At 63.0% G+C, this 12,323-nt stretch carries 12 protein-coding genes and 1 tRNA gene; 3 read left to right on the top strand and 10 right to left on the bottom strand.

Annotated features, from left to right (window positions below; genetic code table 11):
* The first annotated feature begins 243 nt into the window (after positions 1-243).
* Positions 244-1,173 (top strand): hypothetical protein, encoded by a 930-nt coding sequence (locus C7435_RS16955; protein ID WP_170150371.1) that lies wholly within the window; start codon positions 244-246, stop codon positions 1,171-1,173.
* A 179-nt stretch (positions 1,174-1,352) separates the two neighbouring features.
* Here C7435_RS16955 and C7435_RS06950 read toward each other — a convergent pair.
* From C7435_RS06950 to C7435_RS06940, 3 genes are all read right to left on the bottom strand, one after another.
* A tRNA-Lys gene (locus C7435_RS06950) sits at positions 1,353-1,428 on the bottom strand.
* A 118-nt stretch (positions 1,429-1,546) separates the two neighbouring features.
* A complete protein-coding gene (locus tag C7435_RS06945; protein ID WP_121210889.1) occupies positions 1,547-2,677 on the bottom strand; it encodes a Vgb family protein in 1,131 nt (376 codons plus the stop codon).
* A gap of 68 nt (positions 2,678-2,745) precedes the next feature.
* The gene (locus tag C7435_RS06940; protein ID WP_121210555.1) at positions 2,746-3,156 is read right to left on the bottom strand and encodes a hypothetical protein; all 411 of its coding nucleotides are present in this window, start codon (positions 3,154-3,156) and stop codon (positions 2,746-2,748) included.
* Between the two features lie 143 nt (positions 3,157-3,299).
* Here C7435_RS06940 and C7435_RS06935 point away from each other — a divergent pair, with 143 nt between their 5' ends.
* The gene (locus tag C7435_RS06935; protein WP_121210554.1) at positions 3,300-3,638 is read left to right on the top strand and encodes an Hpt domain-containing protein; all 339 of its coding nucleotides are present in this window, start codon (positions 3,300-3,302) and stop codon (positions 3,636-3,638) included.
* Here the strand turns inward: C7435_RS06935 and C7435_RS06930 are convergent, their stop codons facing one another.
* The gene (locus tag C7435_RS06930; RefSeq protein ID WP_121210553.1) at positions 3,639-3,965 is read right to left on the bottom strand and encodes a chorismate mutase; all 327 of its coding nucleotides are present in this window, start codon (positions 3,963-3,965) and stop codon (positions 3,639-3,641) included. It lies immediately after the preceding gene.
* Positions 3,966-4,154: 189 nt separating this feature from the next.
* Between C7435_RS06930 and C7435_RS06925 the strand changes: the two genes are divergently transcribed.
* Complete coding sequence (locus tag C7435_RS06925) at positions 4,155-4,778, top strand: glutathione S-transferase family protein (RefSeq protein ID WP_075190445.1); 624 nt, start codon at positions 4,155-4,157, stop codon at positions 4,776-4,778.
* Here the strand turns inward: C7435_RS06925 and C7435_RS06920 are convergent.
* From C7435_RS06920 to C7435_RS17110, 6 genes are all read right to left on the bottom strand, one after another.
* Positions 4,775-6,274: a PepSY-associated TM helix domain-containing protein gene (locus tag C7435_RS06920; RefSeq protein ID WP_121210552.1), complete on the bottom strand. Its 1,500-nt coding sequence runs from the start codon at positions 6,272-6,274 to the stop codon at positions 4,775-4,777. The two genes, C7435_RS06925 and C7435_RS06920, sit on opposite strands and share 4 nt — an antisense overlap.
* A gap of 9 nt (positions 6,275-6,283) precedes the next feature.
* Complete coding sequence (locus C7435_RS06915; RefSeq protein WP_147422648.1) at positions 6,284-6,907, bottom strand: hypothetical protein; 624 nt, start codon at positions 6,905-6,907, stop codon at positions 6,284-6,286.
* A 51-nt stretch (positions 6,908-6,958) separates the two neighbouring features.
* Complete coding sequence (locus C7435_RS06910) at positions 6,959-9,115, bottom strand: TonB-dependent siderophore receptor (RefSeq protein WP_121210550.1); 2,157 nt, start codon at positions 9,113-9,115, stop codon at positions 6,959-6,961.
* Positions 9,116-9,259: 144 nt separating this feature from the next.
* On the bottom strand, positions 9,260-10,435 hold the full coding sequence (locus C7435_RS06905) for a vWA domain-containing protein (protein ID WP_121210549.1): 1,176 nt from the start codon (positions 10,433-10,435) through the stop codon (positions 9,260-9,262).
* A gap of 274 nt (positions 10,436-10,709) precedes the next feature.
* Positions 10,710-12,041, bottom strand: a complete 1,332-nt coding sequence (locus tag C7435_RS06900) for a type II toxin-antitoxin system HipA family toxin (protein WP_121210548.1) — start codon at positions 12,039-12,041, stop codon at positions 10,710-10,712.
* Positions 12,041-12,286 (bottom strand): type II toxin-antitoxin system RelB family anti-toxin, encoded by a 246-nt coding sequence (locus tag C7435_RS17110; RefSeq protein ID WP_075190451.1) that lies wholly within the window; start codon positions 12,284-12,286, stop codon positions 12,041-12,043. The genes C7435_RS06900 and C7435_RS17110 overlap by 1 nt, the downstream gene beginning before the upstream one ends.
* Positions 12,287-12,323: the final 37 nt, after the last annotated feature.

Below are 12,323 nucleotides of genomic sequence, written 5' to 3'. Positions count from 1 at the left end.
TGTCTTGGGGAAAATGGTGCGCCCACTAGGATTCGAACCTAGGACCCGCTGATTAAGAGTCGCCATTCGATCTCATAATTTCAATGGGATAAAAGTCAACGAGGTACAAGGGATTGTCAATGTTAGGTACCCCCAACGCAACGTCCAGGCAATCAGTCCGGCCTGCGCATCCTGATGCTTTATGTAGCGCGATGATTTTGACCGCGACTCCACAAACTGAACTTGCCCGTGCAGATTGCTCGTATGAATCAGTCCAAGGTTTGGCCAAAAATCATTGCCGGTGCCCTAATCGTCGTTCTACCAACGGTGGTAGGCATGACTTGGTCTGAATTGCCACAAGCGGTCGGCATAAGTGTCATCGTGCTGTGTTGTGTCGTCAGTTTAGCAGCTGCCGTATGGGGAGTATGGTGGCAACCAAAGTGGGAAAAAGGTTGGCGACCGGAATGGCTTCAGGCGTGCCTAAGTGTTCGAGTGGCATTCTATGATGCGCGCAAGCGTCGGTTTGTTCCAACGAGTGGTGAAACTGCGGCAGTGGCGCCCACAACTCCGCCAAAGACCAAGAGCAAAGCCAAACAAACGGGCTCTTCAACCAAGACCGCCTCAGTTGGTCTCGATGTCATTTCGCAGTCCAAGTCAGACGCTCTCCGTGCAATTGCAAGGGGCGGGCAGTCTGGCGACGATCCAACTTTCAACCAGCATGTGCGACCAGTCGGAGCAACGCTAGGGGTGTTTCCAACTGCGCACGGCTATGATTTCGAGTTGAGGGTAAAGATCGAGAACCGGTCACGCCTGAAAATGAACGTCAAAATACGAGATCCCAAGTGGGAGGTTTGTGGGCAGTCCCCCCAAGCAAAATCTGAGAGGTATTCCTCGTCCGACTGCGACGGTAAGCCAAATTCGCAATGTACGTTCAGGACCGGGAAGCTTCAGATCTACGAGCCACCGAACGACTTTGCTGCTTCGATCAGCTTGAAGATTTATTTTGGCGGAGAAGGTCGGGTGTTCTTCGACAAGATGATCGATGCCAAATACGTGTTCACGGTAACTGGATTTCGTGAGTTCGTTGCGGGCAAGAAGCTGCCGATGAACAGCCCAATCCCGTTCGAGGGCGTCGAGGTGGAACGTGAGTACCTCACGTACTTTAATGCTGAAAACGTCCGACAGGATGGATGAAATTTGTTCCGACGCAATCGTGCTTCGCCCCAGAGGGACTCACTTTTGAGTGTTTGTCGGATCTATAAAGCTTAAAGCAGATTCAATGACTTATGGGGCCGTATTCTAAAAGAAGTCAACGTTGACTTTCTCTAGGTTGACGATCGGCCCATTACAACCGATTAAGTCTTTGAAACTATTGGTGCGCCCACTAGGATTCGAACCTAGGACCCGCTGATTAAGAGTCAGCTGCTCTACCAACTGAGCTATAGGCGCGCCGGTTGGGAAGCGGCGGAAAATACGCGTCCGCGGGACAAAAGCAAGCCATTCATTTGCCCGATTGCACATGCCGGCCATGCCGGATTGCCGGTGCCGGCAGGTGCAATTGGCCGGGCTATTCCACCGAGGCGCGGCCGATGGTTCCCATATCGCTACCGAACCAGATATCGCCGGTTGATGGCAGGTAATGCATGTGCCGCACGACGCCGCCGCCGGACGGGATGCCGGTGATCGAGAAGAAGGTCTCGCTCGCCGGGTCGAAACCGACAAACCAGTTGGGATCGACGCCGGTTTCGACGAACCAGACCCGGTCCTGGCCATCAACGGCCAGCGCATAGGGGCGGGCGTTGGCACCGGACGGCATGGCCCATTCACGGATCGAGCCGTCGGACGGGTCGAGCACGCCGAGGAAACCATCGGCATAATCGCCATACCAGATGCGGCCGTCGGAGGTGATATCGAGACGGCGCGGCCGGGCGCTGTCGCGCGGTAGGTCATGCTCGGTCAGGACCAGCGTGTCCGGATCGATTGATGCCAGCTTGCTGGTACCGAACAGGGCGACCCAGATCGTGCCGTCGGGCGCGATCTTGATGCCATAGGGGCGCGCCGAGTCGGTTGGCACCATCACCACATCGAGTTCGCGGCTCTCCATGTTGAGGCGGCTGACCGAATTGCTGCGCTGGCTGGAAAACCAGACATGGCCGGCATCGTCGAAAATCTGGGTGTGCGGATCAGCGACGGTGTCCGGTGGTGTCTCGACATAGTCGAACGCGCCGCTGGCAGGATCATAGATGCCGATATGGGCATCGCGATTGCCGGCATACCAGATCCGTCCGTCAGGATGGACGATGAGATTGTGCGGACCGGCACCTTCGCGCAGATCGACGCGGCTCATCTCGCCGGTCGCGACGTCAAGACGGCCGATATAGGAGTTGGCCTGGCCGACGAACCAGACGGTCTCGCCATCCAGCGTGTACGGGTCGCGCGGACGTCCCTCCCAGGGCACGTCCCATTCCTGCATGTCGATGGCCGCCAGTTCGCGGCTGTCGGCGGGCGGCGTGACGTCATCGGCCGGGCGTGTGTCGGTCATTGCCGATGCTGTCGTGTCGCTGTTGCCTGGCATCGCCGCGGATCCGGCGCTGTCTGAGGCGCCGGCTTCCGGCTCGCCCGACGGCGAACAGGCGGCGGTCAGCAATGCCAGGGCGGAACCGGCGGCAAACAGGTGGCAGGTGCGGCGGTTGGACATGATCATTCTCCCTCAAGGAGAGAAATATCGCGCCGCCGCCCCGTCTTCAAGCGGAAGCTTGGCAAGGCTTACCAGTGCCGGCGATGGCCGCGGAGATAGCGGACCAGTCGCGTCGATCCGCGCACCGCATGGGTCCGACCATGGCGATCCCGGCACACCCGGACCGATACCACGGCCGGGCGGCCACGATAGTGTGAGCGCTGGTTCTCGCTCCAGCACCGTGAGGCGTGGCGGCGGGCATTGCGGTAGTCATTGCGGTGTCCGCGACGATAGTCGTGATGGTCCCGCGAAGTTCGGCGATCGCGATAGCCATGGCGGCGAGGGTGATGGCGTCGCTGCAGGCGCTTTTCGCCGTTCTCAGCGACGAGCTTGATGTCGCTCGCCGGAGCGATAGCGGGCGCCGTCATGGCGCTGGCAAGGCCGCCAGCCCCCATGGTCAGCGCCAGGCCGCAGGCGATCATTTTGACAGATTTCAGCATTTGATCCTCCCGTTTTGCAGCTGAAAATCTGACATTTCGCGCCTGACGGGAATGTGAACGCTGTATTCACCAAGATGAGCGATCGCCCTTGCCGGGCACGAAAATTAAGGAGGGTGTTAAGGCGCTGACGCTAGGAATGGGCTATGATTGCTGCCATGAAATCCACCAATGCGCCGCTCTTCGATGCGGCTCACCTCGCCCGCTATACCGGCGGGGATGCCGCGCTTCGTGATGAATTGCTCGGCTTGATGTGTGACCAGGCGCGGCGTTGCCTCGCGATCATGGAGGCGCCGGCCGATCCGGCCAGCTGGCGCGCCGCCTGTCACACCCTCAAGGGTGCCGCGCGCGGTGTGGGCGCCTTTGCTCTGGCCGATATTTGCGACGCCGTTGAAGGTGAGGCCGAAACGGCCTGGCCCGGCGCCCGACTCGCGGTCGAGCGCTGCTTTCGTGAGACCGAACTGGCCTTTGCCGCCGCCGACTGATCAGGCCTCGCGCGTCGCGTCCCAGACACTGAACTCATAGGCAATCGAGCGTTCGACAAGTTCGCGCCAGACCGGCTCGGCGATCTCCACCGCGAGGCCGTGGCTTTTTGCCTCGGCGCTTACCTTCGAGATTACATCATTGATCCGCCATTCATCGCGGACCACATCCCGGCTCGGCTTGATACGGGCCGCGGCTTCCATATAGCGGGCGCGTTGCGCGACCAAGGCCACCAGTTCGCGGTCCAGCGCGTCGACGCCTTCGCGGACCTCCTGCATGGTCTGGCAGGATTCGGGCGGGGTGATGCCGGGTCGGGTCTGGGTGTTCATGCGGGCGAATACCTGTGTTCGTTTCGCTTCTTATAAGCGGCCTCGGTGCGCGGCCCAAGCGGCGGACTGTCACAGCTTGACCAACATGCGCGGGCGAATGCCGGGCACTCGCTGCGCGCGACACGCATTCATCACTCGCGCTTGCCGCCGGTGGCGTTATGCTGCGGAAAGATGCAAGGGAGTCGTCGCATGACCCAGCCAGTCCGTATTTATGGTGATCGCCACAGTGGCAACTGCCTCAAGGTGAAGTGGACCGCCGACCGGCTCGCCATCCCCTATGACTGGCACGAGGTCAATGTGGTGAAGGGCGAGACCCGGACCGACGACTTCCTGGCCATCAACCCGGCCGGCCAGGTGCCGTGCCTGGAACGCGAGGATGGCCGCATCCTGGCCCAGTCGAACGCCATCATCATCCATCTGGCGGCCGGCTCGGCGCTCATTCCGGCCGACCCGTTCGACCATGCCAAAATGCTCGAATGGATGTTCTGGGAACAATACAGCCATGAACCCTTCATTGCCGTGCGACGTTTCCAGAAAGCCTTCCAGCACATGTCCGAGGACGCCATCGATCCGCAGCTCATGGCCAAGGGGCGGCGGGCGCTCGGTGTGATGGAGATGCGGCTCCTGTCGCGCGACTTCATCGTCCGTGACCAGCTTACCCTCGCCGATATCGCCCTGGTCGCTTATACCCGCGTCGCCGATGAGGGCGGTTTCGACCTCGACGAGTTCCTCGGCGTGCGCGGCTGGATCGCGCGGGTCGAGAGCGAGCTGGAGCTGGACTATGATGAAGGGCGGGTGACGGTGCCGGGCTAGCCCACCTGCACCGGCCCGGTCGTCGTTCCGCCGCCCGCCGGTCTCCATGTCCACGGACGCGTGCTTGCCAGCAGGATCAGTGCTGTGACCGCCAGTCCTGCGCTGACACCCCAGGAGGCTTCGCCCTGGTACTGTCCGGCATTGACGGCATGGTGCACCGCCAACCCGGCAAGGGTCAGCGCGCCGGCCGCCAGCCGCAGCGCACGTGACCAGTGGCGGGCGCTGCCGAACAGCATGGCCAGCACGATCAGGCCAGCCAGGGCGAGCCAGTGGAAGGGGATCAGCACCGCCTCGGCCATGACACCGCTCACGGCGCCAAGCAGGGTCGCGGCCAGCACGGCCGGTGCGCCCCACACCACAGCGATCCAGGCCCGCTCAAGGCGCGGAGAGGGGCGACCCTTCTCCCGTCGCTTGATCAGCCACAGCGTGAATCCGGAGGCGCACACAGCTGTCAGGGCGAGGCCCAGGGCCAGATAGGCGAACTTCACCGGCAGGCCGCCGAACCAACCGAAATGCAGGGAATAGACCGCAGCGGCTATTTTCTGTCCGGCTTCACCGTCGCTCATCCCGGTCGCGCCGATCATGGTACCGGCGGCGTCGAACTGGACGCCGTCGAAATAGGCGAGCTGGCCCGGCACCTGGGTCAGGATTTCGATATTCTGCGCCTCGGTCCCGGGGCCGTTGACATAGATCAGCCATGCGGTGAGGTCCGGACGTTCGGCCTGGAAGTTGCGGTAGGCGGTCGCCACATCGGCGACCCCGTCCGGCGCCGGCCCGGTTTCCGTTTCGCCTCCGAAAATGGGCGGGAAGACGGCTTCGAAGTCACCGTCGTGAAAGACCAGCGCGAGCGCATAGGCCCCGATCGTTGCCAGGCCCAGAAGGGCGCCGGTCAGCGCGATTGTGATGTGGAAGGGCGCGGCCCAGACCGACAGCCGGTTGTGTAAATCGGTTTCGCCGAGCCTGGCGCTCTTGCCGCGACGGAACTGGAAGGCATCGCGGAAGATCCGCGGATGGGCCAGGAAGCCGGTCAGGACCAGCCCCAGCATCATGACGCCGAGCAGGCCGACCAGCGTGATCCCCGCGATCGCCGGCAGGTGAAGATACATGTGCAGCGTGACGAGGAATTCCGAGAAGGGGTGGGCGACCGGTTCGCCCAGCGTGCCGTCGGCTCCGGCGACCCAATAGTCCTCGCCGGCACCGGCAACAAGCCGCGGAACATCCGGCGTCGGCAGGACCAGGGTGACCTGGTCCGGCGTTTCTTCCAGGCGCCCGAGCACGTTTTCCAGCAGGGTCTGGATGGTTTGCGGCGTGACGGCCTCGATCTCCGTGATGCCGGGCTGTTCCCAGCGCGAGAACTCATTGTGAAAGACGACGAGCGTGCCGCTCAGGCAAACAATGTAGAGCAGCGCCGACAGGGCAAGGCCCAGCGCAGTGTGGCCGGACAGCATGCGGGCGACGAGACGGGCGGGCATTTTCGGCCAGGGCAGGGCGGTCATGGTCGTCTCCTAGACAGTCACGGCGATAAGGACGCCGCCGAGCACCACCGGCAGGACCAGTCCGAGCGCGCGAAGACGCAGTTTCAGGTCGAGAACGGCCAGGGTGGCGAGCGCGCTCCACAGGATGGGGACGGCGAACAGGAAGAGGGCAAGACGGTTGGCCTCGCTCCAGCCGGCCTGTCCGGCTAGCGCGAACAGGATGAGAGAAAGCGCCACGGCGCCCAGCAGGGCGAGGGGGCCGGCCAGCAGGGTGACGGCAGTGCCTCGCAGTCCGCGACGCCAGGCGCGGGCGGGCTGCGGGGCGGCCGGTCGTCGAGGCTCCGCCGGTGGCGGTCCCGTCCAGCCTGTACGCCAGAAAACCACCATGAGGGCGAGGCACTGGATGACAAGCATGCCCAGGACGACGCCATAGACCGGCAGGCCGACGGGCAGCCAGGCCAGGACGGCGGCCAGCAGTGCAAGCCAGCCGAGCGCGATCAGAAGCCGATGCGGCTCCTGGCGGCGCTTCCAGGCCTGCCGGAGCACAAGGGCACCGAACAGCCCGGCGCCGATCGACAGCAGGATCCAGATTGCGGCGGCATACGCCATGGTTTGATCTCCATCCTCGTCAATAATCGGGTGCCGGACCGCCACTCGGCAGCGGCCCGGCACCCGCACGCAACGCCGTCTGGGGGGCGGCGTCGGTCAGAAGCGGCGCGCCGCCCGGGCCACCACGGTGCGGTCCTCACCCACGAAGCAGTCGCCGCGGGACAGGCAGGTCGCGAAATACGCTTCGTCGAAAAGGTTGGAGGCGTGCAGGCCGAAATTCCACGCATCCATCTCATAGCCGATCATCGCATCGACCAGGGTGTAGGAAGGGGTTTCCAGGCTGTCGGTCCCGTTCTGGCTTTCGCCGACATGGCGCACACCGGCGCCAGCCCGGAAACCGGACCAGGCGCCGGTCGGCTGCCAGCCCAGCCAGGCCGAGGCCTGCACTTCCGGGATGGAGGCGAGCTGATAGCCGTCAAGGGTTTCGGTCTCGAGCTGGCTGGCACTGACATCCAGCGACACGGTGTCCCAGTACCAGGCGGCTTCCACTTCAAACCCGGTAATGGTCACCACGCCCGCCTGGATCTGGAAGCCCGGATGGGCGGGATCGGCGGTCAGCAGGTTGGACTGTTCGATGTCGAACCAGGAGAGGGTGACCAGCGAACGGCTGCCCGGCGGCTGGTACTTCACGCCGATCTCGTATTGGCGGCCCTCCTGGGGCTCGTAGGCCGAGCCGTCGAATGCGGTACCGATGACCGGCTCAAAGCTTTCCGCATAGCTGACATAGGGGTTCAGCCCGATGTCGAAGCGGTACATCAGTGCGAAGCTGGTTGAGAGCTTGTCGTCGTCCTGGGTTGCCGAGCCGGTATCCGTCTCGACCCAGTCACTCCGCAGGCCGACCGTGGCGAGCCAGCTGCCGTGCTCGATCTGGTCGTGGAGGTAGAGACCGGTGCTCTGCGTCCGGCTCTCGGGCGAATCCGACATGTAGGCGTCGATGATCGCGTCCGACGGATAGGCGCCATAGGACGGGGCGTAGGGGTTGAACCAGAAGCTGTCGCCATAGGGGGCGTCCGGCAGGCCGGTGGCGAAGTCCAGACCGATGGCGAACAGGTAGGCGCTGTCATTATCCGTTGTCACGTCCTGGTATTGCAGGCCGCCGAGAACTTTGTGGCTGAAGGCGCCGGTCTCGAAATCCAGTCTTGCGCGCATGTCCGCCGCGGTCTGTTCCGAACTGGCCTGCGAGGCGTAGAAGGTGCGCGGCATGTAGCCGTCGCGATAGAGGCTGCCATCGGGATTGCGGATGTGGCGGTCGCCGCCGATGAAGGAAATCCAGGCCTGGCGATAGTCCGCTTCGCTCTCGGTCCGGCGCACCGTCGCTTCCAGCTGGAGATTCGCGTTCACCCGGTGCTCGGCGAGCAGGGTGAGCGAAACCGACTCGGTGTCGTAGCGGTCGAAGTCCGGTTCGCCGGTGAAGACATTGGCGTCGAAGTGTCGACCGTCAGGACCGGGCAGAAGCGTGCCATGAATGGGCAGGAATTGTGACGCAGCTGCGGCGTTGATGTCCTGATATGTGACGATAGCGGACAGGCGCGTGTCGGGCCCCGGCGCGAAGGTGAGCGACGGTGCCAGCGTGATCGCCTCTTCATCAATATGGTCGATCTGGGTCCCGGTCTCGCGCCACACACCGATGCCGCGATAGAGCCAGGTGCCGTCGGCGTCCAGCGGGCCGGTGAAGTCGGCGGCCAGCTGATAGCGGTCGTGATTGCCGACCTCGCCGACGATCTCGCCGGAGAATTCATCCTCGGGTGTTTTCGACACCACATTCACGATCCCGCCCGGCGAGCCCTGGCCATAGAGAATGGCCGACGGGCCGCGCAGGATTTCGACCTGTTCGATGGTGTAGATGTCGGAACGGGTATTGTTGTAGCTGCCGAACAGCGCCTGCAGGCTGTCGCGGTATTCCGGCGCGCGCAGGCCGCGCACCTGGACCGAGTCGACGCGGGTCGAGATGCCGTAAGTGTCGCCGATCACGCCGGCGGAATAGAGATAGGCGTCCGACAGGTCGACGCCGCCGCGATCGAGAATCTGGTCGAGGGTTTCGATGGAGACCGAGCGCGGCGTCTCGATGACCGGCGTGTCTGATTTGGTGGCCGAATAGCGGCCCAGTACACCGTGTACGACGACGACGTCCTCGGTCTCGTCGGCATCCTGTGCGAGCACCGAGGACGGCGCGGCGAGGCCGGTCAGGGCGGTGCTCGCCAGGCAAGCGAACGCGATCGGCGCCGGGCGCCGTAATGTATTGAAACGCAACATGAAGTGTCCCCACTCAAAGCACTGAACTGGGGTGTGTGATAATGAGAGTGATTTGCAGAGTCAATTTGTTTTGAGACTCATTCGCAGAAATGATCCGAGCGATGTCTGTCGGTCGTCATGCTGAAAGGACCCGGACGATGCGCCCTAACGCGCCAATTCCTTCATCGCCGCATCGACGCCCTCAAGCGTCAGCGGGAACATGCGGTCGGCGCCGATAATGTCCTGGACGAGGCGGGTGGAGTAGGAGTGCTCCCACCATTTTTCCGGTGTCGGATTGATCCAGATCAGGTGCGGCCAGGTGTCGACGATGCGCTGCAGCCAGACCGCACCGGCCTCCTCATTCCAATGCTCGACCGAACCGCCATCATGGGTGATCTCATAAGGCGCCATGGCGGCGTCGCCGACCAGGATGACCTTCCAGTCGGCCGGGTATTTGTGCATCACATCGAGGGTCGGCACGGTCTCGGTTCGGCGCCGCAGGTTTGACCGCCACACGCCCTCATAGGGGCAGTTGTGGAAGTAGAAATATTCGAGGTTCTTGAAGGTCGTGCGGGCGGCCGAGAAGAGCTCCTCGCAAAGCCGGACATGCGGGTCCATCGACCCGCCGACATCGAACAGGGCGAGCACCTTGATCGCATTGCGGCGCTCCGGCCGCATGATGACATCGAGCCAGCCCTGCTTGGCAGTGGCGTCGATCGTCTCGCCCAGATCAAGTTCCTCGCGGGCCCCGTCACGGGCAAATTTGCGCAGGCGGCGCAGGGCGACTTTCAGATTGCGCGTGCCCAGTTCGCGCTCACCATCGAGATCCTTGTAGCGGCGCTGTTCCCAGACCTTGGCGGCGCGCTTGTTCTGGCTCTCGCCACCGATGCGGACGCCGGACGGGTTGTAGCCGGAATGACCGAAGGGCGAGGTGCCGCCCGTGCCGATCCACTTGTTGCCGCCCTCATGGCGTTTTTCCTGTTCTTCCAGGCGCTTCTTGAGGGTTTCCATCAGCTCGTCAAAGGGCAGGGCCTTGAGCTCGGCCATCTCTTCCTCGGTGAGCATGCGCTTCATCATCGCCTGCAGCCATTCGTCCGGGATTTCCTTGTCCTCGAACATCTGGGAGAGCATTTCCACGCCTTTGAAGACATGCCCGAACACCATGTCGAACTTGTCGAAATCCTTCTCGTCCTTCACCAGCGCGGCGCGGCTGACCGAGTAGAAATGCTTGATTTCCGGCTCGATGACGCCCTTGTCGAGGGCCTCGAGCAAGGTCAGGTATTCCCGTGTGGTGACAGGGATTTTGGCGGCGCGGAGTTCGGTGAAGAAATGGTGCAGCATGAGCCCAATCTAGCGGGGTTCGTGTGGCAGGGAAGGGTGGGTGTGCGGATTGGCGGATCGCAGCTGGCGCTTGTGGGGATAAAGGCGCTTGTATCCTGCGTTTCGGACCTGCTCGCGGTCATGACGCCGCGCCCGGCGCCGGAATCCGCTATAAGCGAAGACACACGCCATATTTCCGGCGCTGAAGTACCGGATGCGGCCTGCTGTCCGACGCGCCCGCATGAGTGGCGCCGCGCCAGGCGTTGGGCAGCAGGCGGGGCGGCGGTTATGCGGGTCAATTGCCGAGACAGGTCGCCAGCTCTTCGGCCCGGCGCTGCGCCGCCCTTGTGATCGCCTCAAACATCGCATCGGGCACTGACGGGTCGAGAGATTTCTGAACCGTCTCAATCGCCTTGGGAAGCTGAGCCATGATCGCGGCCATCTCTTCATGGAGGGCTGGCAGCGGGAAGCCGGCAAGCTTGGCGGATTGCTCGAAATGGCGCGGAGCGATCCTTGCCATCTTGTACTGCCGCCTGTCGCCGACCGCCATTGCGAGCCGGAAGGCATTGCGCGGTATTTGCTGGCGGTCATGTTGCCACTGGGTGGAGAGGATGTCGTAAAGCGGCGCCAGCCTGAAACGTCCCTGTGGCCCCGGATGCAGTGAGAAATTCTTCGCATGTCCGTCTGTCGCGCCGATCAACCAGAAAACGATCTGGGCCTTCATGAAAGCGCGCCGGTCGTCATCCGGTGCATCGCTCGACTTCAGGACATCAAGGCAATCGCCGATACCGGGGCCGCCATCGCCTTCGTATTTGCCGGTCGGTGGGATGCCGAGCGCTTGGCACATGTCTTCCTGGGGGAGCCGCAAGAGGCGACCCTTGCTGTCAAGTCGGCGGTCAAACCGTTCAATGCTCAGGACCAGAAGGTCGTCATCCAGTCTCAGGATCTCAGTCGGCGCAACGGCCAGGCCAAGGGCCCGGCACAATGCCATGCAGACATGCTCGTTCTGCACACTGTCCGTCATGTCCACCTCGCCATCGGCGGTTTGGACCGTGCCGATTTGCGGCTTGAGGATATGCGTGGTGGGTGTGGTGCCGACAGGCAGCAGCCACTGGCCATCATGATAGAGAAGCGCTGTTTTCTCCTGCGCGCCCGCCAGCGAAATCCGGAATCCGTCATCGCCGCCACGCATGCCAAGCGGCGCAAGGCTCAAAGACCGAATTCGCGCGGCGATCTCCTGATCGCTGATCGGTTCACCCTCTGGCGGCCCGGGTGGTGCGGGGGGCATGTCTTCGGTGAGGAATTGCAGCGCTCCGACGCAATCGCGGCCAAGCGCGGCCAGCATGGAGACGGCGTCGGTGCCCTCGGCCCCGACCCTGGCGGCGATCCGGGCGCGGATGCGGTCATCATCGGGGAGCAGGTTGTCGAACACCGCCCGCACCGGCAGACCGGTGAAGGGGCGGTCCACAAGCGGCATGGATCGCGAGACCGCGATCGCATATTCCCAATCCAGCCATTCCTTGGCGTAGTCAAACCGTGTCGCGCCGTCAGCGGCGCGCGCAAGCTTGCCGACAATGCGGCCATTCAAGGCCACCGTCAGGACGCTGGATCGGCGCTTTCGGCCCATCAGAACAGCTCTTCAAGGCTCGGTGTGTTGTTGCCGGCTCGAGGCTTCAGCGACACTTCAAGGCCAAGCGCCGCCATGATGTCGAAGATGACCTGAAGCTCTGAGCGCGGCTTGCCGCCCTCAACGGCCGAAATGGTCTGCTGACGCAGACCGGCTTTGCCGGCGAGTTGTGTCTGGGTCAGGCCTTGGCGCTTTCGCTCCCGCTGGAGCGCGGCGCCGAGCTGTTTGGTGTCGCGTATGGTCATGGTGTGTCTCCAATAACCGATATACGCGAACGCGGAT

The sequence above is a fragment of the Maricaulis maris genome, from assembly GCF_003634045.1.
GTDB classification, from domain to species: domain Bacteria; phylum Pseudomonadota; class Alphaproteobacteria; order Caulobacterales; family Maricaulaceae; genus Maricaulis; species Maricaulis maris.
The sequence above is the reverse complement of the archived record's forward strand: the minus strand, read 5'-3'. Positions and strand labels throughout refer to the sequence as shown.

What these genes read in the sequence shown, in the direction of transcription:
- C7435_RS06945 (WP_121210889.1), bottom strand. Translation starts at nt 2,677, where the DNA reads ATGTCCAACCGCCGCACCTGCCACCTGTTTGCCGCCGGTTCCGCCCTG.
- C7435_RS06930 (WP_121210553.1), bottom strand. Translation starts at nt 3,965, where the DNA reads ATGAACACCCAGACCCGACCCGGCATCACCCCGCCCGAATCCTGCCAG.
- C7435_RS06935 (WP_121210554.1), top strand. Translation starts at nt 3,300, where the DNA reads ATGATTGCTGCCATGAAATCCACCAATGCGCCGCTCTTCGATGCGGCT.
- C7435_RS06900 (WP_121210548.1), bottom strand. Translation starts at nt 12,041, where the DNA reads ATGGGCCGAAAGCGCCGATCCAGCGTCCTGACGGTGGCCTTGAATGGC.
- C7435_RS17110 (WP_075190451.1), bottom strand. Translation starts at nt 12,286, where the DNA reads ATGACCATACGCGACACCAAACAGCTCGGCGCCGCGCTCCAGCGGGAG.
- C7435_RS06920 (WP_121210552.1), bottom strand. Translation starts at nt 6,274, where the DNA reads ATGACCGCCCTGCCCTGGCCGAAAATGCCCGCCCGTCTCGTCGCCCGC.
- C7435_RS06905 (WP_121210549.1), bottom strand. Translation starts at nt 10,435, where the DNA reads ATGCTGCACCATTTCTTCACCGAACTCCGCGCCGCCAAAATCCCTGTC.
- C7435_RS06925 (WP_075190445.1), top strand. Translation starts at nt 4,155, where the DNA reads ATGACCCAGCCAGTCCGTATTTATGGTGATCGCCACAGTGGCAACTGC.
- C7435_RS16955 (WP_170150371.1), top strand. Translation starts at nt 244, where the DNA reads ATGAATCAGTCCAAGGTTTGGCCAAAAATCATTGCCGGTGCCCTAATC.
- C7435_RS06940 (WP_121210555.1), bottom strand. Translation starts at nt 3,156, where the DNA reads ATGCTGAAATCTGTCAAAATGATCGCCTGCGGCCTGGCGCTGACCATG.
- C7435_RS06910 (WP_121210550.1), bottom strand. Translation starts at nt 9,115, where the DNA reads ATGTTGCGTTTCAATACATTACGGCGCCCGGCGCCGATCGCGTTCGCT.